Origin of the sequence: Moraxella sp. CTOTU48268 (assembly GCF_032069585.1) — a bacterium.
In the GTDB taxonomy this organism is placed as follows: domain Bacteria; phylum Pseudomonadota; class Gammaproteobacteria; order Pseudomonadales; family Moraxellaceae; genus Faucicola; species Faucicola cinerea.
The window spans coordinates 1-22186 of record NZ_DAMALV010000037.1 but is presented as its reverse complement, the minus strand read 5'-3'; the positions used below and the strand labels follow the sequence as shown (position 1 = coordinate 22186).

General features: G+C 46.3%; 17 protein-coding genes. 7 read left to right on the top strand and 10 right to left on the bottom strand.

Annotated elements, in window-relative coordinates:
- On the top strand, positions 1-456 hold a 456-nt coding region (locus RT143_RS10380), incomplete at its 5' end, for an acyl-CoA dehydrogenase family protein (protein WP_313092908.1).
- A 96-nt stretch (positions 457-552) separates the two neighbouring features.
- Here the strand turns inward: RT143_RS10380 and RT143_RS10375 are convergent.
- Positions 553-1566, bottom strand: coding sequence for an adenosine kinase (locus RT143_RS10375; RefSeq protein ID WP_313092906.1), 1014 nt, complete (start codon positions 1564-1566; stop codon positions 553-555).
- A 286-nt stretch (positions 1567-1852) separates the two neighbouring features.
- On the opposite strand from RT143_RS10375, the gene RT143_RS10370 reads away from it, so the two are divergent.
- Positions 1853-4819, top strand: a complete 2967-nt coding sequence (locus RT143_RS10370) for an insulinase family protein (RefSeq protein ID WP_313092905.1) — start codon at positions 1853-1855, stop codon at positions 4817-4819.
- Between the two features lie 81 nt (positions 4820-4900).
- Here the strand turns inward: RT143_RS10370 and RT143_RS10365 are convergent, their stop codons facing one another.
- From RT143_RS10365 to cysM, 3 genes are read right to left on the bottom strand one after another with little or no spacing between them, the layout of a single operon-like run.
- Entirely contained in the window at positions 4901-5605 is a 705-nt protein-coding gene (locus RT143_RS10365) for a fumarylacetoacetate hydrolase family protein (protein WP_313092904.1), read from the bottom strand.
- Positions 5602-6471 (bottom strand): 3'-5' exonuclease, encoded by an 870-nt coding sequence (locus RT143_RS10360; RefSeq protein ID WP_313092902.1) that lies wholly within the window; start codon positions 6469-6471, stop codon positions 5602-5604. The genes RT143_RS10365 and RT143_RS10360 overlap by 4 nt, the downstream gene beginning before the upstream one ends.
- Positions 6472-6524: 53 nt before the next feature.
- Positions 6525-7448 carry a cysteine synthase CysM gene (gene cysM, locus RT143_RS10355; protein WP_313092900.1) on the bottom strand — a complete coding sequence of 308 codons (924 nt, stop codon included), beginning with the start codon at positions 7446-7448 and terminating at the stop codon, positions 6525-6527.
- A gap of 378 nt (positions 7449-7826) precedes the next feature.
- Here cysM and RT143_RS10350 point away from each other — a divergent pair, with 378 nt between their 5' ends.
- The 3 genes from RT143_RS10350 to RT143_RS10340 all read left to right on the top strand — a co-directional run bounded on the left by RT143_RS10350 (position 7827) and on the right by RT143_RS10340 (position 13942).
- Positions 7827-11147, top strand: a complete 3321-nt coding sequence (locus RT143_RS10350; protein WP_313092899.1) for an ATP-binding protein — start codon at positions 7827-7829, stop codon at positions 11145-11147.
- Positions 11148-11339: 192 nt separating this feature from the next.
- Positions 11340-12245 (top strand): crotonase/enoyl-CoA hydratase family protein, encoded by a 906-nt coding sequence (locus tag RT143_RS10345; protein ID WP_313092897.1) that lies wholly within the window; start codon positions 11340-11342, stop codon positions 12243-12245.
- Between the two features lie 38 nt (positions 12246-12283).
- The gene (locus RT143_RS10340; RefSeq protein ID WP_313092895.1) at positions 12284-13942 is read left to right on the top strand and encodes a phospholipase D family protein; all 1659 of its coding nucleotides are present in this window, start codon (positions 12284-12286) and stop codon (positions 13940-13942) included.
- Between the two features lie 38 nt (positions 13943-13980).
- Here RT143_RS10340 and RT143_RS10335 read toward each other — a convergent pair whose 3' ends face one another.
- From RT143_RS10335 to ubiG, 4 genes are all read right to left on the bottom strand, one after another.
- Positions 13981-14247 (bottom strand): DksA/TraR family C4-type zinc finger protein, encoded by a 267-nt coding sequence (locus RT143_RS10335; RefSeq protein WP_313092894.1) that lies wholly within the window; start codon positions 14245-14247, stop codon positions 13981-13983.
- 92 nt (positions 14248-14339) lie between these two features.
- Positions 14340-15110 (bottom strand): YciK family oxidoreductase, encoded by a 771-nt coding sequence (locus RT143_RS10330; RefSeq protein WP_050325276.1) that lies wholly within the window; start codon positions 15108-15110, stop codon positions 14340-14342.
- 100 nt (positions 15111-15210) lie between these two features.
- Positions 15211-15921 (bottom strand): HAD family hydrolase, encoded by a 711-nt coding sequence (locus tag RT143_RS10325; RefSeq protein ID WP_313092892.1) that lies wholly within the window; start codon positions 15919-15921, stop codon positions 15211-15213.
- 40 nt (positions 15922-15961) lie between these two features.
- A complete protein-coding gene (gene ubiG, locus RT143_RS10320) occupies positions 15962-16696 on the bottom strand; it encodes a bifunctional 2-polyprenyl-6-hydroxyphenol methylase/3-demethylubiquinol 3-O-methyltransferase UbiG (protein WP_007116237.1) in 735 nt (244 codons plus the stop codon).
- Between the two features lie 507 nt (positions 16697-17203).
- Between ubiG and RT143_RS10315 the strand changes: the two genes are divergently transcribed.
- On the top strand, positions 17204-17827 hold the full coding sequence (locus RT143_RS10315; protein ID WP_040403627.1) for a thiol:disulfide interchange protein DsbA/DsbL: 624 nt from the start codon (positions 17204-17206) through the stop codon (positions 17825-17827).
- A 137-nt stretch (positions 17828-17964) separates the two neighbouring features.
- Here the strand turns inward: RT143_RS10315 and RT143_RS10310 are convergent, their stop codons facing one another.
- Together RT143_RS10310 and RT143_RS10305 are read right to left on the bottom strand one after the other, a co-directional pair.
- The gene (locus tag RT143_RS10310; protein ID WP_313092890.1) at positions 17965-19419 is read right to left on the bottom strand and encodes a phosphohexomutase domain-containing protein; all 1455 of its coding nucleotides are present in this window, start codon (positions 19417-19419) and stop codon (positions 17965-17967) included.
- Between the two features lie 83 nt (positions 19420-19502).
- Positions 19503-20702 (bottom strand): nucleotide sugar dehydrogenase, encoded by a 1200-nt coding sequence (locus RT143_RS10305; RefSeq protein WP_313092889.1) that lies wholly within the window; start codon positions 20700-20702, stop codon positions 19503-19505.
- 301 nt (positions 20703-21003) lie between these two features.
- Between RT143_RS10305 and mazG the strand changes: the two genes are divergently transcribed.
- Positions 21004-21828 (top strand): nucleoside triphosphate pyrophosphohydrolase, encoded by an 825-nt coding sequence (gene mazG / locus RT143_RS10300; protein WP_313092910.1) that lies wholly within the window; start codon positions 21004-21006, stop codon positions 21826-21828.
- Positions 21829-22186 lie beyond the last annotated feature (358 nt).

Sequence of the window (22186 nt, the reverse complement as noted above, 5' to 3'; positions counted from 1 at the left end):
AGTGGCTTGGACTACGAGCGCGCGGTACTTGCTGCAGGTCCTATCGGGCTTATGCAAGCGGTGATGGACAACGTCATTCCCTACATCCACGACCGCAAGCAATTTGGTCAAGCCATCGGTGAATTCCAGTTGATTCAAGGTAAAGTGGCAGACATGTACACCACCTTACAGGCAGGGCGCAGCTTTCTTTACACCGTGGGCAAAAACTTGGATATGCTAGGCTCAGACCATGTGCGCCAAGTACGTAAAGACTGCGCCAGCGTGATTTTGTGGACAGCGGAAAAAGCCACTTGGATGGCAGGAGAAGGTATCCAAATCTTTGGCGGCAATGGCTATACCAACGAGTACCCACTAGGGCGTATTTGGCGTGATGCCAAGCTATATGAGATTGGCGCAGGTACCAGCGAAGTACGGCGTATGCTGATTGGTCGTGAGCTGTTCAACGAAACCGCTTAATTGATTAGCTTTATCAGCACAAGCCCTAGCTAAAACTAGGGCTTTTTTATTAGATTGTCAAAATAGGTTGTCAAAATCCGCCTTATTAGCTGTGCGCTATGTTAAGGTTGATTGTAAAATCGCTTGGTATTGCGCCGGTTTGAGACGGGGTCCGAACTGCTGAATGATTTGGCTTGCGACGCTACTGGCTAATTTGCCACAATCTGCCAACGCATGACCGTGCGATAGCGCGTATAAAAAACTGCCCGCAAAATTATCCCCTGCCCCATTGGTATCTAGCACTTGATCCACGACTAGCGATGCCACGTCAATCAATTTTGTTTCACGTGAAACATCGTCTCGCACTGCAATGATTGACCCTGCTGCACCATTGGTCACCACTGCCATATTGGCAACTGACAATAACGCTGCTGCCGCTTGCGAGTGACTGCTTTGGTTGGTAAATAGCTGTGCTTCATCACAGTTACAAAACACCGCATCCACGCCACCCTCTAACATGGCATCAAGTCCTTCACGACCAAACTTGACCACGGCAGGGTCGGCAAAACTGACCGCGATTTTTGCCCCTTTGTTTTTGGCTTGTTGTTTTAGCTGGGCAATCGCCTGTTGTACCGAGGGGGACATAGCAAGATAACCTTCAAGGTATAACCAATCAGCATCATTGAGCGCATCAAACTCAATATCGGTTTCGCTGATTTCTGCTGAAGTGCCCAAATGCGTTTGCATGGTGCGCTCGCCATCTGGGGTCACCATCACCATACAGCTACCTGTAGTACCATCAGCAAATGATTTGGTAGATGTCTTGATACCTGCGGCATTTAAATCCGCCAAATAAAAACGCCCTGCATCGTCTTCACCCACTCGGCAAGCGTAAAAAGTATCGCTGCCAAGGCTTGCTGCGGCATAGATACTGTTGGCAGCCGAGCCACCGCCGGCTTGTTTGGTCGCGGTGATGTTTTGCGTGGTGAGCGAGGCGATGAGGTCAGCTTGCTCACTATGACTGGCTAAGGTCATATTGCCTTTGGTCAGGCCTGTGGCATTAAGCTGTGCATCGGTGACGACAAATTCACTGTCAACTAACGCATTGCCGATGGCGACGATTTTTGCCATTGTGGTTCCTTTTTAACGATTTTGGAAAAAATAGATAAGTTAAATTCAATGTGGTGTCATTGTAAATTAAAACCGTCAAAGTTAATATCTGAAAATTGGCTGACACGGGCAAATGATTGGCGCTGTATTATCTGTGGTATCTGTGTTTTTTTGCCTTTATAACGCGGCTTTTGACCCCATTTAACTCAAAATAAATCCGACAAAACTGCTATACTTTCTGTTTGTTTTTACAGTTGGTTTTGCTGATAAATTCTGACAAATATTATGATGACACACAGGTAACTTCATGCCCGCAACTTCTCACGACTCTGCTTTAGATTTGACCCTACACCCTGATTTTACCCTACGCTCACATGAGCGCATCGATGCGCTATCGCTTGATGTGCTGGTGAGCGAACATAACGCCACGGGGTTGATTCATTATCACCTCGCCCACCCGAGTGATGAAAATGCCTTTATGATTGGCTTTCGCACCCAGCCGATGACCGACCGCGGTGAGGCACATATTTTAGAGCATACCAGTCTGTGTGGCTCTGAAAAATATCCCGTGCGCGACCCGTTTTTTAGCATGATTAAGCGCTCGCTTAATACTTTTATGAATGCGTTTACTGCGGCAGATTGGACGGCGTATCCGTTTGCCACCCAAAACCGTCAAGATTATTTTAACTTGTTGTCGGTATATCTAGATGCGACATTTTTCCCAAGTCTAAATCCGCTCGATTTTGCCCAAGAAGGGATTCGAGTGGAGCTTGATGATGACGGCAAACCGCAGTATAAAGGCATTGTGTTTAATGAAATGAAAGGCGCGATGAGTGGCGAGATTGACCAGTTGTATCATACGCTGGCGCGTTATTTATTCCCCACAACCACTTATCACTACAATTCTGGCGGTGAGCCTGCTGCCATTACCGAGCTGACTCACGCTGATTTGGTCAAGTTTCATCAAAGTCACTATCACCCAAGCAATGCGGTGGTGATGAGCTTTGGCAATATCCCGGTGGCAGAGACCCAAGCCCGTATCCATGAGGATGCATTGGCGGTGGCAGGCAAAGCGTTTGCTAAAGGGCAAAAACACGCCTCACGACTCGAAAAATCACTGACCGCGCCAATCAGCGTGACGGACACTTACAGTGTCGATACGGTGAAACCCAAACAAACCCATCACGTCATGGCATGGTTATTACCATCGATTTTAGACGGTAAGCAGCGTCTGGCTATGCGATTACTTGAGGGCGTATTGGTTGAACATGCAGGTTCGCCGCTGCGGGCGTATCTCGATAGCCATCCGCTGGCATCTGCCCCAACGCCGCTACTGGGCTTGGATGACAGCCATTATCAGATGGTGTTTTATGCGGGTGTCCGTGGCTCTGAGCCTGAACATGGCGATGCCATTGAGCAAGGGATTTTGGACTTACTCAAACAAGTGGCAGACCAGCCTGTGGACAGCGAAGCGATTGAAACCATTTTGCACCAAATCGAAATCGACCAACGTCATATCGGTGGCGATAGTATGCCATATGGTCTAAATTTGATGCTAGAAGGCTTTAGTACTGCTATCCACGACGGCGACCCCATGCATGTGTGGGACATCGATGAAAACCTAAACTGGCTACGTGAACAAGTACAAAACCCTGATTTTATCGCCAATTTGATTCGCAGCTTTTTGCTCGACAATCCGCATCGCGTGCGTTTGACACTCATCCCTGATGCGAGCAAATCTGAGCAACAAGCCAAGGATGAGCAAGCCAAACTTGATACCATTGAAGCGGCACTGACCGATGATAGCCGTAATGCACTCATCAGCCAAGCCAAAGCCCTTGCCGAACGCCAAGCTACGCCTGATGATGTGGATTTGCTACCCAAAGTGGGATTGGCGGATATTCCTGCCCAAATTCAATTTAAAACAGGTACAAAACGCGATATCACTTTAAGTGGTCTGCCAAGTACGTTGTATGAATATGAAGCAGGCACCAATGGTCTGTACTATTATCAAGTGATTATGCCCCTAGAGGGTCATGAAGCGCTCATCAATCACCCAGATTTACCAACTTATCTGAGCTTGATCAGCGAAGTGGGCACGCGCAAACACGATGCCTTGGCATTCCAAGCGCGGCAAGCACGCCACTCAAGCGGTGTGACTGTCAGAATCAGCCAGCGCACGTCACCTGACAATCCCGAAAAAATGGATAGCTTTTTGGTGGTCGCTACCCGCTCATTGTCACGTAAATTTGAAGCGATTGAGCTGCTTAAAGAAGTACTCGACGACACTATTTTTACTGAATATGCGCGGATGGAAGAGCTACTGACCCAAAAACAAATGGGCTGGCAATCGCGCCTTGCCAATGCAGGTCATGCGTATGCCATGCAAACAGCGAGCCGTAACACCAGTAAAATCGCCCGTCTTGAATATGTACGCGGTGGTTTGCCTGCATTAAATAGCTTAACTGAATTTTTGCAGCAAGCGGAGCAAGATAGCAGTGCGTGGCAAAAGCTGGGAGAGCGCTTAGCCAATTTACATAGCTACATCAAAGCCCTGCCAAAACAAGCGCTCATCATCGCCGAAGCAGAGATATTACCGACGCTGCAACAAGCGATTAGCGAGAGCTGGCAAGCGCCTGTTGACGAGCCTGCCGATACCTTAATCGAATCGCCCATTACCACTGACGGTAGCGATATCGCGTGGCTTGCGCAAACCAATGTATTTCATCATGCGCTTGTCTTTGCTGCCGTGCCGACCGACCATCCCGATGCCCCTGCCTTGATGGTGCTCTCAAGCGTGCTACGCAACAACTATCTGCATCGTACCATTCGTGAGCAAGGCGGGGCGTATGGCGGCGGCGCGAGCTATGATAGCAATGCCTGTTCTTTCAAGTTTTATAGCTACCGTGACCCGCGTGACCAGGCCACGTTTGATGATTTTTTGGGCAGTATTGATTGGTTACTCGCGCAAACTACAGGCGAAAAAACCGATGCCTGGATTGAAGAAGCGATTTTAGGATTGATGGCAGGCATGGACAAGCCCGCAAGTCCGGCGGGTGAAGCGGTCAAGGCGCTGTTTGCTGAGTTACATGGTCGCGGCAAAGACTGGCAACAAGCGATGCGTGCCAAAATCTTGGCGGTCAGCCTTGATGACTTACAGCGGGTGACAACCGCCTACCTCAAAGACAAGCCTTACACACGCGCAAGCCTTGCGCCGTTTGATAAAGCTGAACTCATGCAAAACATGGGTTTTCAGATTGAAAAAGTGCTATAACACACTTAATCATAAAATTAATCATCTTAATAGAAAAGGCGCTATTATTAGCGCCTTTTTTCATCTTTTACACTACCCGTTTTACACAACCACCAATTCAATTTTACCCAGTCCGTCAATTTGCGCCAGTATGCTATCGCCTTTGACCACCGCACCCACGCCCGCTGGCGTGCCTGTAAAAATCAAATCCCCAGCTTTGAGTTCAAAAAACTCAGATAAATTGGCAATGGTCTCTGCCACATTCCAGATTAACTGATTGATATTGCCTTGTTGTTTGGGCTCGCCATTCACCGCCAGTGAAATATTCGCTTGTTGTATCTCAGCAACGCTAGCAACGGGATAAATTTCGCCAATGGGTGCCGAATAGTCAAACGCCTTGCCAATCTCCCACGGGCGACCCGATTTTTTCATTTCGTTTTGCAAGTCGCGGCGCGTCATGTCGAGCCCCACGGCATAGCCAAAAATCAAGTTATGTGCCTGTGCTACACTCACATTCGCGCCCTCTTTGCCAATCGCAACCACCAATTCTACTTCATAATGTAGCGCTTGCGTTTTAGTCGGATAAGGCAATTGGGCAACGCTATCGGGTCGAACTGCAATAATCGACTCACTGTCACCGGCTTTACAAAAGAAAAATGGCGGCTCACGGTCTGGGTCACTGCCCATTTCTCGGGCGTGGTCGGCATAGTTGCGCCCCACGCAATACACACGGCGGACAGGAAAGGTTTGCTCGGATTGATGGATGGGCAGTGCCACCACTTGGCTGGGTGGAAAAATCGTATTCATGGTGATTCTACTTGGCTGGTTGGGGTATCAGATGATGGCTGGGTGATGGCGATATCAGTGACATGTTTGTCATCTGCTAAATTGCTAGCAGGTTGCCATGCTTGCAAAAATTTATCATGGCGCAGACTATTGTCTTGATTGGTGAACGATTGCAGATAGTCTCGGGTGGTGGACTCCCATTGCTCGCTTTGCTCAGCTGAAAACTGTCCCGTGAGTCGTTGGTAGCGCAAAAAAATCAGCCAAGTATTAAGCACATCACTTTCACAATAGGTGGTGAGCTTATCCCATGCTTCTGCCTGCACCATAGGCACCACATCATAGCCGTCCAACGCTTGCTTGCCTGCAAAGCCGCATAAGGATGCAACGACATCGAGTTTTTGCGATGTGCTATTCATGGCAAGCTTCACCATTAAATCGGTATGACGGTCATGATACCGGTTGATATAGTTGTTGTATCTCATCTCACCGGTTTGGCTAAACAGCTTGGGTGCGGTTAGACCATGCTGTAACGCCCGATATACCATGACGGGTATATCAAAGCCCTTGCCATTCCAGCTCACCAACAACGGATTTTTTTCAATGGCATTAAAAAAGGTTTGAATCATTTGCGCTTCGCTATGGTCAGCCAGCGACAGCGATTTGAGCGTCATTTTGCCGCCCGCCACCCACAACACCGAAAGACAAGCGATTTGGTGCAAAGGCAGGGGCATAAAAGGATGCCCAACATCTTGCTCACGCAGTGCCATAAGCTTGGTCATGGCATCGTTATTCGATAACCCAGCCAACTCAGGGTATAGCCGCTTGCCTGTGGCAACATCGGGTATGGTTTCGATATCAAATACTAAAATCGGCGCTGGCGTAGCCATAATACTTCCTTGTTAGTTTCTGCTTTATGCTTTCTGCTTTAGTTTATTGGGTATTAAGCGTCATCTTTAACACCGAACAACCCTGTTGATAGATAACGATCGCCACGGTCACAGACGATAAATGCAATCACCGCATCCGGGTGTTCTTTAGCGATTTGGTACGCTGCCCACGCTGCACCACCTGATGATACCCCCGCAAAAATCCCTTCTTCGCGGGCAAGCTTACGCATAAACACTTCCGCATCGTGCTGCTCGATGTCCATCACCCTATCCACCAAACTTGGCTCAAAAATCTTTGGCAAATAGGCGGCTGGCCATCGGCGAATCCCTGCGATATTAGCGCCTTCAGCGGGCTGTAAACCGATAATTTGCACGTTTGGGTTTTGTTCTTTTAGGTATTTGGATACGCCCATGATGGTGCCTGTGGTACCCATTGAGCTAATAAAGTGGGTAATTTTGCCATTCGTTTGCTGCCAAATCTCAGGACCTGTGGTCAGATAATGCGCTTGTTTATTGTCAGGATTGTTAAACTGATCGAGTACGATGCCTTTGCCTTCTGCCTGCATTTGCTGGGCAAGGTCGCGTGCCGACTCCATGTTATCGACTTCAATCAATGTCGCCCCATATGCTGCCATAGCGTCTTTACGCTCTTGGGTAGAGTTGCTAGGCATAATCAGCGTCATCGCATAGCCGCGCATTGCCGCGACCATGGCAAGGGCGATGCCTGTATTGCCACTGGTGGCCTCAATGATGGTGTCGCCTGGCTTGATAGTGCCACGCAGTTCAGCTTGATAAAACATATTGTAGGCAGGGCGGTCTTTCACTGAGCCCGCTGGATTGTTGCCTTCAAGTTTGGCAAGCAGGGTGGCTGTGCCTTGGTCGGTTTGCGGTGCAAATCGCGCCAGCTTGACCAGTGGGGTATGTCCAATGCAGTCATTGAGCGTGCTGGTTTCAGTGATGAAATTATTATGGGTCATAAGACAACCTTAGTTTTTGGCCATGAATTTTTGATGATACGAGTTTTGAGCAGACGCATTTAGTCTAGCTTATAGATTAGCTAGCGTTGATTAGTTTTTTTAACAGTAATTTTTTTGGATTGCGCGCGTAGTTTAGCAAAATTCGTACCACCCGTCAGTGGCAAATCATGATTATTATGCAAGTCATTTTTCAACCGCTACCCCATCCGATTTTATCTCGATTGTTTGCTGGGGTATAGACTTGTCAAAAATTTACTTGCGACAAAAACCCCAGCTACACAAGCAAAATTGGCTAAAATCCTATAAAATAAAACGCTATACCCCAAAACCCTGATAAAAAATCTGATGCCTAAATTAGGCTGATGCAAGGCTAGCAATGTGAGCAAACGATTTCACTTGGATTTTTCCACCGCTTATGGACAGTTGATACTGTTGGTGTTTTTGCCGATTAGCGCACTCGCGTTGACGGGTGGTTTTTTGGTGTTATCGGATACCAGCCGTGCTGCGCGTACCATTCAGCAATCAACCGCCGATAATTTGCTGGTGACTCTGCAGCCAGTCGCCGCTTCTATGCAGACGAATCTGATTAAAATCAACCAAGCGCTATCTACAAATACCGCTCAGCCTAATAGCAATAATGGCTTAAATAAAGATAACTTAAACAAACACAGTGCAAATAAAGCTGAGCTGTCGCCCAAAGAATTGGCGACACTGCAAGCCAATGTGAAATTTGCCCTACAAAATGCCATCAACGACAAACACTTGCAAGGTGTGGCGATTGTCAACGAACAAAGTAAAGTGTTGGTCAGTTTTGGGGATTTGTCACAACAGCCCAATCCGCGCTTGTTGCCTTTTTTGGGACGCCACCTTGAGGCGCAAAGCAATACGCAGCAAACTTATTTGCTGACGCAGCTCAACACCCAATCCAACAGCCTGTTTAATAGCAAGGGTAGTAGCTTATTTGGTCGAAAATTGGTACTCAGCCCGTCCGCCAATGCGACTGCCCCATTACCGACGTTGTGGCTTATTGTCAATATTGATAATGAGCCGCTACAAGTGGCTCGCTATCAAGTGATGTTAGCGTTAGCGATTACCGGACTCTTTACTATTTTGCTGCTACTATTGACCACCCATATATATGCTAGACGCTGGATTGCGCCGATCTATGAGATGCGGTTGCATTTGCAGCGCACCAACGCCAACAACCTATATAAACCGATGACCATCAACGCCAGCGGTGAAATCAACCAACTGCAACAGGACTTGGTCAAGACCTTAAGACGTCTGCATAAAAGTTTCCAAGAACTCAAAAATCACGCCGAACAGACCGAAGATGATTTGCGATTGGCTTTTGACGAGATGGAAATGCAAAACATCTCAATTCGCAATGCGCGTGATGCGGCGGTTTCAGCCAGTCAAACCAAATCGGCATTTTTAGCCAATATCAGTCACGAGTTACGCACCCCACTGAACAGTATTGATGGGTTTATTAACCTATTATCCCGTCATGGCGGCTTAAATGCCGAGCAAGATTTGTACGTGCAAACGATTCGTAAGTCTTCAGCGCACCTATTAGCACTGGTCAATGACGTGCTTGATTTTTCTAAGATTGAAGCCGGTAAATTGGTACTGGATAGTCATGAATTTGACCTGTATGCCAGTATCTACGATGTGGTGGATATGCTATCGCCACTGGCGGCGGAGAAAGATTTACGCCTCGCGGTGTTCTTCTATGACGATGTGCCGCATTATCTGGTAGGGGATGCGTTACGCACCAAGCAAGTTTTGACCAATCTTGTTAACAACGCCATCAAATTTACCGATGATGGCGAGGTCATTGTGCGAGTCAGTCTGGATGATGACATTGATGATTTAATTCATATCAGTGTGCAAGACACAGGGCGCGGGATTTCGCCTGAGCATCAAAAAGTGCTGTTCCAAAGTTTTTCGCAAGGCGATCCTTCGATTACTCGCCAGTACGGCGGCACGGGATTGGGATTGGTGATTTCAAAACAGCTCACCTATCTGATGGGCGGCAATATTGGTTTTTATGACAACGCCACTGAGCAAGCGGGTGATGCGAGCCAATCGCACAAAATCAAAGGCACGACGTTTTGGTTTACCTTGCCGATGAGCATCAGTAACCAAGAGCAGCAGCGGCTGCTTATCCATGACCCTATCTGGCAGTTACCCGCCATCGTCCCGCCAAAAACCGATGCCGGTTATGTGGCGGCTGATGCTATCGCTGCGGTAAATATCTTGGTTTGGATTGACCATCCTGCAAGCTTACAAGTGTTAAAAGGCTCACTGCGTGAATTGCCGATTGCCATTACTACCGCAAGTACGCTAGCAAGCCTACTTGAATCGCTCAAAGAAACAGGCAATCATTGGGATTGGGTCATCGTGGACAATGGCACCACTGAGGATACCACGTCGCTGCTCAAACAAGTACGCTTACATTATGCCGGTAAATTGCTACTATTTGGCTATCAAGTCAATCTTGAGCCAGAATTGTTGTCGCGTTACCAAGCGCAAGCCTTGTATCAGCCGCTCGATCGTCGCCAACTTTATCAGCTACTCGATAGTAACTCTGCCAGCAGCCAAGAGCCCACACTGCCGCAGTGGCATGGCTTTACTGTGCTTGCCGTGGATGACCATCTTCCCAATTTGTTGGTACTAGAAGCGTTATTGGCTGAACTAAGCATTAATGTGGTGACGGTTAATAGTGGGTTTGATGCCATTGAATACATCACCACCCACCAGTCACAAAGCGATACCGCCGTGGATTTGATTTTTATGGACATTCAAATGCCAAGAATGTCAGGCAGTGAAGCCGCCATCCAAATCCGTAAGGTTGAAACGCAAGCAGGACATCAGCATATTCCGATTATTGCACTGACTGCGCATAGTCTATCGGATGAACGCGATAAATTATTGGCGTCCGGGATTGATGACTATGTGGGTAAACCAATCAGTCAAGCCCAGTTATTGCAAATCCTGCAACGCTGGTTGGGTAAACACAGCACGTCCGTGTCCGCTGATGTTACTTTTGACTCAACCGCTGATGTGGCTTCTGACAAATCGGCTATCAACTCACCCATCTCGGCGCGGTCGATAGCGTCTATAGTGTCTGGGGCAAATAACCTGCGTACTTCACCTGCAACCCCCAAAGAGAGTGCCGTATTTGCTCATACGCCATTAGCCGCCTCAGCGACTACCACCGATGACAACGCTAATCTACCAAGCCTACCATCGGTCAGCAGTCAGCATAGCGCTGAGTCACTAGCAAGTCTTGCGGTTATTGATTGGGATGATGCGGTGATGCGGGTAGCAGGCAAGCCTGATTTGGCAGCCAACTTGATTACCTTGCTAATTGAATCGATTGAGCAGGAAAAAAGTGACTTGCAGCAGGCTTGGCAGCGCCATGACAGGCAAGCCTTGTCCCACGCGGCGCATCGCATTTTAGGGGCGAGTCGTTATACCGGCGTACCACAGCTACGCCAAGCCAGTCAAAATCTTGAAGATAAGTGCTTACTAAATATCAATAATAGCTCGCCTGCGCAATTTGCCATTTTGGCGCCTTATTATGAGCAAATGCTACAAGCGCTCGATAACTTGGCACAGGCTGATTTGAGTCAATTCCCTGCACTCAAATATGCCCAGCTCAAAGAAAACGACATGACTTGGAAGATGATTTGATGCCCATCACCACAATGCCTCCTAGGTTTGGCATACTTGCTATTCCACGTTACCTTTCTTAAACGTATCGTCCGATATCGCCTCTTGTGCCCAAGCAACAAAATCAGTAAAGTGAGATTAATGATTGCAAATCATTGCGTTTTCGCAACATTTTTTTAAGTGTATTGGGTTGGTCAAATTTTAAGGATGCGTATGTCGGTTTTGTCGGTATCAAAAATATTGCCGGGTGTAGGGTTTTTGCCATTTTCTCAGCGTGCTACTGCTTCGTCTTTAGCGCAGCGTATCAAAGCTGCAAACGATAACCTTGCGCCCGATGTGCGGTTGGAACTTAGCGGTGATGATAGCATCATTATTTGGCTGACAAGGATTGACAAGCGCAATGCGTTAAGTTTTGCGTTGATGGATAAACTCATTGATTTAGCCCACCTGCTCACTACTTGGACGGACGCGCGGGCGGTGATTTTGGCAGGTGAAGGTAAAAGCTTTTCTACCGGCATTGATTTGGCGGATTTAAACAACCCAAAAAACCTAAAACAGGTCGCTTGGGAGCTTATCAAACCGTTTCAAAGTAAATTTCAACAAGTGTGTCTTGTGTGGCGAGAACTGCCGATGCCTGTCATCAGTGTATTGCATGGACATTGCCTTGGCGCAGGGCTACAGTTGGCACTGGCGACCGATATCCGTATCGCCACAGCGGATTGCCAATTTGCCATTATGGAAGCCAAATGGGGACTGGTACCGGATATGGGACTGACCCAGTCTGCGATGGGGGTGCTACGCGCCGATATCGTCAAGGAATTAGCGATGACGGCACGGATTTTTGACGGTCAGCAGGCCTTTGACTACGGTGTGGTCAGCCATCTAAGCGATACACCGATGGAAGTTGCCAAAACTTTGGTCGCAGAATTAAGTAATCGCTCCCCCGATGCCGTCTTGGCGAGCAAACGCATCATCAATGCCATGTATCACACGCCTGCAACAACCTTGTATCAAGAAAAACTGTGGCAAATCAAATTACTGCTGGGACAAAACCGCAAACTTGCCGTCAAAAAAGCCAAGGATGAAACCGTCAAATTTATTGGGCGTCAATTTAACTAATTTAACCCATGGCTTAATTGACCTTGGTGAGTGCCATCATGCTAAGACCCCTGTTCAAACGTCGTCTTATTTTTTTAGCCAGCCTGTTTTTGCTAGGTATGGCGATTTTGTTTTTTATCGCCTGGTGGGGTCGTCTGCCTGCCAACTCGGGCAAATCCAGCACGTATCAAACCGCTGTCATTACTAAAGACCATCAAAAAACGGTGGCAACCGATATGCCACCTGATGAGCCCTCCAGCCGTTTTCGCCAATTTGGCTCGCAAAGCATGGCCGATGGCATCGCAGAGTTGGTTAAAAGCAATCCACAAAAAACGGGCGTTTATCCCTTGCCAGATGGCATGGATGCGTTTGCCGCACGTATGCTGCTCATTAGCACCACAGAGAAAACGCTAGATGTGCAGTATTATATTTGGAATAACGACATCACTGGCAATCTGATGTTCCAAGCCATCAAAGAAGCGGCTGAGCGCGGTGTGCGCGTGCGATTATTAATAGATGATAACAATACCCGTGGTCTCGACCCAACGCTGTGGCTACTCAATGAACACCCCAATATTGAAGTAAGATTGATGAACCCCAATCGTTTTCGCTCGTGGCGCTGGCTAGGGTTTGTGGGCGATTTTGAGCGGCTCAATCATCGTATGCACAACAAATCTATCACCGCTGATAGCCAAATCACCATCACAGGCGGGCGTAATATCGGGGATGAGTATTTTTCTTTAAACCAAGAGATGGTATTTTCTGACCTAGATGTACTGATGGTTGGGCATATTGTGCCGCAGATGTCACAAGCATTTGACCAATATTGGAACCATAAACTGGCTTTTCCTATCACCGATTTGGTCGAAAAACCTGAGGCATCCGCCCTAAACCAAGTGTTTATTCCAAAAACCCAAAAAGCTGATAAACCCGCATCACAACAACTCGACCCTGTGCTAAAGCTGAAAAACGACTATCTAAAGCGCTTGGTGGCAATCGACTTTGTCAATCAAATCAAACAACAAAAATTGCCGCTCTACTGGGCAAGCGTCCAGCTATTGACGGACAATCCTGACAAACTCGGCAGCAAAGCCAATACCCAAGGGTTAGACATCAACCAAAGCTTAGGTAAAATCAGCCGCGAACTCAATTTAATCTCTGCGTATTTTGTACCCACGGAGCAAGGCAAAGATTATTTTATTAACCTTGCAAAAAAAGGCGTAGCGGTGAATATTTTGACCAATGCCATGAGCGCCACCGATGTCAAGCTTGTGCATTCTGGCTATGCCAAACACCGCAAAGACTTACTCAAAGCTGGGGTCAAGCTATATGAATTAAAGCCCAATGCCATCAAAGACAATCTGCGTGATTCATACTTGACGGGAAGCTCTGCCACCAGCTTGCATGCCAAAACGTTTGAAAGCGATGGTGAAAAGGTGTATATCGGCTCGTTCAACTTTGATCCGCGTTCAGCCTTGACCAATACCGAACTTGGCGTTGCCATCGCCCACCCTGTACTTGCCAACAAAATCCGCAATGAATTTTTGCAGGCCTTGCCAACAACTAGCTACACCTTGTCGCTCAAAGATGACAATATTCAGTGGTCAACGCTCGAGAACGGTCAAATCGTCACGTATGATGAAGAGCCACAAACCAAGGCTTGGCAGCGTACACTAGTATGGATGCTATCGCACCTGCCGCTTGAAAAGTTTTTATAAGCTGTCATTGTTATGAACTGTAGCGTTAGCCAATGTGCTTAGCGCAATTGGCTATCCTTACTACCACGGCGATTAAACAGCTCAACTTTTTGCTGATGCTGTTCTAGCGATTGTTGACAATGCACGCACAAGTGCACCCCTGGCATCGCAAGACGCCGTGCTTCAGGAATCGGGGCATCGCACTCCTCGCAATGAGTTAGGCTTTCGCCCTGTGGCAATGCCCGTTTTGCCCGTTCAATCGCGTCATTAATAGTCGCTTCGATTTGCTCGTTTTCTGCGCCATCCGCAGCCCAACCACTTGCCATATTTTTCCTTAGATTTTAATAGGTTAACTATAATAATATGGTAGTGATTTTGTCAAATTTCAATAGCACATTAAAGCCGTTATCGCGCCATTTTATTGTGGCTGTAAATCAATCACCTGACCTTTGATACCTGCCGCTTCATCACTCATCAAGGCAACATACGCACTCATCAAGTCTTCTGGCGCAAGCAAGGTGTTGGGGTTCTCGCTCGGATAGGCAGCAGCCCGCATTTGGGTACGCGTGGCACCGGGATTGATGCAGTTAAAGCGCAGGGTGGTAGTTTTTTGGGTTTCTTGGGTGAAAATATCGCTCATCCCTTCTACCGCCAATTTTGACAGCGCATACGCCCCCCAAAACGCGCGTGGACGGCTGCCGACACTGCTAGAGGTAAACACCACTGAGCCACTTTGTGCAGATTTGAGTAGCGGTAGCAAAGCTTGGGTAAGGGTAAAGGTGGCATTAAAATTGACTTTCATCACTTGCTCAAAAATAATCGGGTCATACATCTCAAGTGGGGTCAATACACCGAGCAACCCTGCATTGTGTAAAACACCGTCCAAATGCCCGACTTCACGCTCAATCAAAATCGCCAATTGCTGCATTTCTGTGTAGCTTGCACTCTCTAAATTCATCAGTAGCATGGCAGGCTCGGCACCGCCTTCTGCTTCAATTAGGTCATACACGGCTTCAAGCTTGCTCGCGGTTTTGCCAAGTAGTAGCACGGTCGCGCCATATTTTGCATAGCTTAGCGCTGCTGCTTTGCCGATGCCATCACCTGCCCCTGTGACCAAAATATTTTTACCTTTTAGACAATCGGCAGGTGGAATAAAGTTACGGATATCATCATGCGTTGCTAAAGTCATAGTTTCCTCAAAATTTTTCTCAAAAGCTTGCTAAAAAATTCCCTAAAAATCGGTCAAATTGTTAACACCTTGTCTATGCATCAACCGCCTAGTTGCTTGTTCAAGCATCCGTCCAATCGCCAAGTAAAGCGGTCAATTCAGCGACGCTATGGATGATGTTATCTGCGCCCCAACTGCCCAAATCCGCTTGGTCTTCAGGGGGAATGTAGCCATAAGCTGCCAAAATCGTACGCATATTCGCCGCATTGCCCGCTTGAATGTCACGAATATGGTCACCGACATACACACAATTTTTAGGCTGTAGCTGACGCCTGAGTTGCTCATTCAACCGCGCTACTGCTAAATACATGGGCTCTGGGTCAGGTTTGGTGTGTTTGACATCATCAGGGCATACTAGTACCGCACAGCGCTCAGTTAGCTGAAGTTTCTCTAACAAATTTTCTGCCAAATAACGCGGCTTATTGGTGACAATGCCCCATACAATGCCGCGTGATTCCAAGTTTTTTAGCAGCGAATCAAGCCCATCAAACAAGCGGCTATCGACACAGATATCGGCCTCATAGGTGTCCAAAAACTCTTGCCGATAAGCCAACAAGGTTGGGTCATCCTCAGTCACATTGGCAAGCTCGCCAAACATCAGCTTGACCATCGCTCTGGCGCCCGCAGAAACTTGCTCACGAATGGCGGTATCACTGGGTGCTGGGTGCTGGTGTTTGGCGCACATCACCTTAATAATCCGAATAAAATCAGGTGCTGTATCAATCAAGGTACCATCAAGGTCAAACAATACGGCTTGGCATTTTTCAGTCATTTTTTGCTCAAATCAACGATTAATATTTAAGTAAAGCCAACTACTGAGGCTTATATACCGCCATCATGTAGTTAACGTCAACATTTTGTGCCAGCCAATAGTGCTTGATAAGTGGATTGTAATGTAAGCCAATTAAATCTTGACGTTTGCAGCCTGCACGCTGAGCAAAACGATCTAGCTCGGCTGGGGTGATGAATTTTTCATAATCGTGTGTGCCGCGTGGCAACAAGCGTAATAAGTATTCAGCGCCAATCACCGCAAATAGGTAGGATTTTGGGTTGCGATTGATGGTCGATAGTACCAATACGCCATTGGGTTTGAGCAGAGTAAAACAAGCATTGATAATTGACTGCGGGTCTGGCACGTGCTCGAGCATTTCCATACACGTCACCACATCAAACTCACCAGCGTGCGCTTTGGCAAAATCTTCTACAGCGACACAAGCAAAATCAATCGCTTGGCTAGTTTGTTCGGCATGGATTTGTGCTGCCTTGATGTTCGCTTCTCCCAAATCAATACCCGTCACCGTGGCGCCGCGCACTGCCATGCTATGTGACAAAATACCACCACCACAGCCGACATCTAACACTTTTTTGCCCGTTAATCCTGATTGCTGGCGGGCGATGGTTTGCTGTTCAATCCAGTTTAAGCGTAGCGGATTGATTTGGTGCAAGGTGGCAAACGCGCCTGATTTGTCCCACCATTCATTGGCAAGGTCGGTGAATTTTTGTACTTCTTGTAAGTCGACGTTTTGCTGTAGGTTCGGTTGTGTCATGATGATAGTTCCGTTTGATTTTTACTTCGGTATTTTTTAATTCGATACTTTTTACTTTAATAGCATGTTATCGCGTTTTTTGAAATGCGGTTACTTGCTAACCACAATTGCCATCAAAAATAGCCTTATTCTAACAGTTTTTAGCCCATTCGCTGTAGAATTTATGTGGCAGGCTAATAGCGTAAACTTGTAGGATAAATTTGTAGGGTAAAATAGCTTATTGCTGCATAACCCCATAACCGTCCAACTTTAAATATTACTGATAAATTAAACTTAAAAAATATAATTTTTAATTTAGAAAATTTAATTAACATATTGCTTATTTTTTTCGTCAGTGTAGTTTTTTTTAGTTTACAAAGGATTACACTTAGGCGCATCCGCAATTTATGATAGTATAACGCGCAGGTATTTTCGTATTTTGAGCCCTACTAGCAAGCGATTTTCTATAAGATACTATAAGATATTAGCCGTGCTAGACCCTATGATTTGACTATTAATGAGGCAACCATGAAAAAATTAGCAATGACCGCAATCGCCGCCGCTATCGGCTTGACCAGTTTATCCACCCAAGCTGCAGATTTTGTAGCGGGTCAAGACTATAAGGTGCTTGCAAACCCAGAGAAAATTGAAGGCAATAAAATCATTGTTCGCGAATTTTTTTGGTATGGTTGCCCACACTGCTACAAATTAGAACCTTACATGGCACAGTGGTCAAAAAAATTGCCAGCTGATGTGGTATTTATGCAGACACCAGCTGCGATGAACCCTGTGTGGGAACAAAACGCGCGCGGTTTTTATGCTGCACAGTTATTAGGTTATCAGGGCAAAACCCACCAAGCGATGTTTGACGCAATTCAAAAAGACCGCCAAAAATTGTTTGACCAAGCCTCTATCGGTCAATGGTACGCATCAAAAGGTGTGGATATCAATAAATTTAACAGCATGTACAATTCTTTTGCGGTGAATACCCGTATCGCACGTTCAAAAGATGCGGCGCAGCGCTTCCAACTATCAGGGGTACCTGCGGTTGTCGTTGATGGCAAATACGTTGTTGAGGGTGAGGATGGTAAAGTGCCACAAGTGGTTAATTACCTCATCAATAAAGCCCGTGCTGAGCGTGGTGGTAAATAATCCGCCAGCCATTTGCTAAGGATTAATAGTTTTAGCCTAGATGGTTTTAGCTTAAATAGTAAAAAAGCCGTTTCATTGAATTATCATTGAAACGGCTTTTTTTATAGGAGCAGCTTTTTTATAGTAATTAATGAAACCTAGTGTTCGGCTGGCGTGCCGCCTTGTGCCACAATCCAATTTTCTAGCTGTTTAGTTTTTTCATCCAATAGCATTTTATCACCGCTTGCTTCAACATTGAGACGAATCAGTGGCTCAGTGTTGGAAGCGCGGACATTAAAGCGCCAGCGTGGAAAATTGACCGACAAGCCATCGAGTTTATCAAGGGTCGCCGTTTGGCTATCAAATTGTTGGTAGCTATCTTCAAGTTTTGCCAACACCGCGGGTGCAGTGATACCGTCTAATTTAAAGTTAATCTCACCTGAGATGGGAAAAGCGGCAATCATCTCATCAACCAGTTGCGACAGTTTTTTTGGCGCCTCTGTTTTGCCTGATTTTGACAGCAATTCAATCACCAATAACCAAGGAATCATGCCACTATCACAGTAGTTAAAATCGCGGAAATAATGATGCGCAGACATCTCGCCGCCATACACTGCATTGTTTTCACGCATGACTTGTTTGATAAAAGAATGCCCTGACTTACTGATAGTCGCTTTGCCACCGGCCGCTGCGATGACGCTTTCGGTATTTAAGATATTGCGCGGGTCATAGACAATCGCCTCGGCAGGATTTTTATCCAAGAAAGCTTTGGCAAGCACCCCCACTACATAAGTGCCTTCCAAGAATCGAGCGTTCTCATCAAAGAAAAAACAGCGGTCAAAATCGCCATCAAAAGCAATCGCCAAGTCCGCTTTCTCTGCCAATAGCTTGTCTGCTGTCACTTTACGGTTGGCAATAATCATGGGATTGGGAATACCATTGGGAAAACTGCCATCAGGCGCATGATTGATTTTGATAAAATTAATAGGCGCGTTGGCAGCTTGTAGACGCTGCTCAAGCAAATCAATCGTTGGCGCAGCACTACCGTTGCCACAGTTGACGACCACTGTTAAAGGTCGTAATGCGTTGACGTCAATATAGCTTATGAGATGGTCGATATAGGCGGTTTTGTCTTCTTTTAACTGGTACTCGCCTTTACTGGCTGCTGCTTTGAACGCGCCTTTTTCTGCGATTTGTTGAATATCTGCCAAGCCGGTGTCCGCGCTAATGGGTTTGGACTGTTCACGCACCAATTTTAGCCCGTTATAATTAATGGGGTTGTGACTGGCGGTCACTTCAATACCGCCAATCGCGCCATAGTGGCTGGTGGCAAAATACACTTCTTCAGTGCCTGTCATGCCCAAATCAATCACATCGATGCCTGCATCTAATATGCCTTGAATAGTGGCTTTTTTGAGGGCTTCACTACTGGGGCGGATATCACAGCCAATCACAATCGCTGGTTTTTGCTGATTTGATAGCGGTTCACTTAAAAATTGGGCGAAAGCACGTCCGATACGGTAGGCAATGTCCTCGTCAAGATTTTTACCGAGTTCGCCGCGGATGTCATAGGCTTTAAAAGACGAAATTTTGATGGGAGAAAAATCATTCATATACGTGGCTCATGGGATTAAGAATTAAGAATGTCATTCAATTAACTGTTAATTACTCAAAATCAGTTATTCACTAGCAATGATCAACTATCACCAAACACATCGCGGCTATACACTTTTGCCTTGACCTGCGCTAATTCGGGATATAATCGGTTCGCGACAATCACATCGCTCGTTTGTAAAAAACTGGCTAAATCATTGACTACGGGACAATCCATAAACTGCGGTGACGACAGACTGGGCTCATAGATTTGTACATCAATGGCATGTTGTTTGAGCAGTTCAATAATGTCCAAAATCGCAGAGTCTCTAAAGTTATCGGCATCTTTTTTCATGCTCAAGCGGTATACACCCACGGTATTAGGCTGCTTGGCGATAATTTGACGGGCGATAAAGCGTTTGCGGGTATTGTTGGCATCCACCACCGCATGAATCACATTGGCAGGAATCCCTTCATAATTGGCTTTAAGCTGTTGGGTATCTTTGGGTAGACAATAGCCACCATACCCAAATGATGGGTTGTTGTAATGCATGCCAATCCGCGGGTCTAAGCTCACACCGGTGATAATCGACTCACTATCAAGCCCCATGCTTTCGGCAAAGCTATCTAACTCGTTAAAAAATGCAATGCGTGTGGCAAGGTAGCTGTTGGCAAATAGTTTGACCGCCTCTGCCTCAGTAGGCGGCATAATTTGGCTTGGGGTATGGTTTTGTTCGCTGGCAGTTTGGTATTGGGTAATTAGTTGGTGGCAAACATCTTGCAGCGCTGGCACATGGTTTATATCACAGCCAACGATAATACGTGACGGATGAAGATTGTCATATAACGCTTTGCCCTCCCGCAAAAACTCCGGCATAAACAAAATACGCGTATCAAATTTTGCCTGCATGTCAACGGTAAATCCAATCGGTACGGTTGATTTGATTACAATCGGCACTTGTGCATTGTGAGCGCGTACGGTTTGGATACTGGCTTCCACCGATGAGGTATCAAATTTACCCGTGGCGACATCGTAATTGGTTGGTGTGGCAATAATCACCAAATCTGCGGTTGAAAAATCAGCCTCACTTACCAACTGCGCCGCTAAATTCAAGGACTGCGTTGCCAAGAACTGCGCAATCAACGCATCGTCAATCGGCGACGCTTGCTGTTGTAATTGGGCAATTTTTTGGGCATCGATATCGACCAAGGTGACTTGGTTAGCGAGTTTAGGCTGGGCTAATAAGACCGCATTGGACAGACCGACATAGCCTGCCCCAATGACAAAGATGGTTGTAATCATGGGTGATGGAACCTTACAAATCGCAGCAAAAATTAGCGAAGCCGTCGCGTATTTTCAGCCTTGATATTTCTTATATTTTTAAATTAGATAAGTTTTTGCCAATATCACTATAGTTTGACAAAATGGCATAGCGATGACAACGATTATTTTGCAGCATCTGTATTTTAAGCATCTAGACTGTCAAGACAAATGCATTCACTAATGGACTTAGATTGCCACGTCAAATGCGCTAAAATAACTAGGTCAATGTTATATTGTGAATTTTTCATCATTTACCATCAATCACCCTTCAGAGATAACGATGCAACCGACTTCCAATTTTGCTGACCTCATTGCCTTAATGGCACGACTGCGCCAAGACTGCCCTTGGGATAAAAAACAAACCAACGACAGCCTCATTCCCTACGCCCTAGAAGAAACCTATGAGCTCGTCGAAGCCATACAATCGGGCGACAGTGACGACATCAAGGGTGAGCTTGGCGATGTGCTGCTACAAGTGGTTTTTCACGCTTGTCTATATGAAGAACAGCAGCAGTTTGATATCAGTGAGGTGATTTTCACCTTACAACAAAAACTCATTCGCCGTCACCCGCATGTGTTTGACAAAGAAAATCTAAAAACCGATGAAGATGTCAAAAAACGCTGGGATGAAATCAAAGCCTTGGAAAATGCCGAAAAAGCCAAACAGGGTAAACTGGTAAACCATCGCCGCACCCTTGATGCAGTCAAGGCAGGCTCAGCGTTAATGCAAGCGCAAGAACTACAAAAAACTGCCAATAAAGTCGGTTTTGATTGGGATGTGGTGTCGGGTGCGGTGGACAAATTGGATGAAGAAGTGGCAGAGCTCAAAGAAATCTTACCAATCGATGGTCAAAAACCGACGCCTGAACAAAAAGCGCTGCTAGAAAAAGAACTGGGGGATTGTTTTTTTGCCCTAGTCAACATTGCTCGCAAACTGGGCATTGATAGCGAAAAAGCGACTTTGACCACCGTACATAAATTTCGCTCTCGTTTTGGCTTTATTGAAGATGAGCTCGCTAAAATGGGTAAAACCCCTGAAACTGCTAGCTTAGAAGAAATGGATAACTTGTGGGATTTGGCAAAACAGCATGAAAAATTTGCATGAGGGGGTTTAAGCACGGGCTAGGTTTTAGGGTCTAGTATTATTGACAGCTAATACCCTGTTTACATGCCGTGTACATTTTTTTGGTAAAACAGCTTTTTAGCTAAGTTTGTGCTAAGTTTGGGGTGGCATAATAGCTCACATCAACTCATTAAACTAATGTTAAGCCAATTTGGTTAATAGCATTGATTTAATAGCTTTGATTTAACACAAGGTTTGATTCGTTTGTTATTGAATCTATCTTGTTTATTCAATCTTGTTGATCCATTACATAAATCAGTATAACAATAATATTTTAAGAGACGACTAGGTTCTGTTGAACATTCAAAGCTTCAGCCAATGATAAGCAAAGGCTAGAGCG

Coding starts and splice junctions, on each gene's coding strand:
- RT143_RS10375 (WP_313092906.1), bottom strand. CDS start 1,566: ATGGCAAAAATCGTCGCCATCGGCAATGCGTTAGTTGACAGTGAATTT.
- RT143_RS10370 (WP_313092905.1), top strand. CDS start 1,853: ATGCCCGCAACTTCTCACGACTCTGCTTTAGATTTGACCCTACACCCT.
- RT143_RS10365 (WP_313092904.1), bottom strand. CDS start 5,605: ATGAATACGATTTTTCCACCCAGCCAAGTGGTGGCACTGCCCATCCAT.
- RT143_RS10360 (WP_313092902.1), bottom strand. CDS start 6,471: ATGGCTACGCCAGCGCCGATTTTAGTATTTGATATCGAAACCATACCC.
- cysM (WP_313092900.1), bottom strand. CDS start 7,448: ATGACCCATAATAATTTCATCACTGAAACCAGCACGCTCAATGACTGC.
- RT143_RS10345 (WP_313092897.1), top strand. CDS start 11,340: ATGTCGGTTTTGTCGGTATCAAAAATATTGCCGGGTGTAGGGTTTTTG.
- RT143_RS10340 (WP_313092895.1), top strand. CDS start 12,284: ATGCTAAGACCCCTGTTCAAACGTCGTCTTATTTTTTTAGCCAGCCTG.
- RT143_RS10335 (WP_313092894.1), bottom strand. CDS start 14,247: ATGGCAAGTGGTTGGGCTGCGGATGGCGCAGAAAACGAGCAAATCGAA.
- RT143_RS10330 (WP_050325276.1), bottom strand. CDS start 15,110: ATGACTTTAGCAACGCATGATGATATCCGTAACTTTATTCCACCTGCC.
- RT143_RS10325 (WP_313092892.1), bottom strand. CDS start 15,921: ATGACTGAAAAATGCCAAGCCGTATTGTTTGACCTTGATGGTACCTTG.
- ubiG (WP_007116237.1), bottom strand. CDS start 16,696: ATGACACAACCGAACCTACAGCAAAACGTCGACTTACAAGAAGTACAA.
- RT143_RS10315 (WP_040403627.1), top strand. CDS start 17,204: ATGAAAAAATTAGCAATGACCGCAATCGCCGCCGCTATCGGCTTGACC.
- RT143_RS10310 (WP_313092890.1), bottom strand. CDS start 19,419: ATGAATGATTTTTCTCCCATCAAAATTTCGTCTTTTAAAGCCTATGAC.
- RT143_RS10305 (WP_313092889.1), bottom strand. CDS start 20,702: ATGATTACAACCATCTTTGTCATTGGGGCAGGCTATGTCGGTCTGTCC.
- mazG (WP_313092910.1), top strand. CDS start 21,004: ATGCAACCGACTTCCAATTTTGCTGACCTCATTGCCTTAATGGCACGA.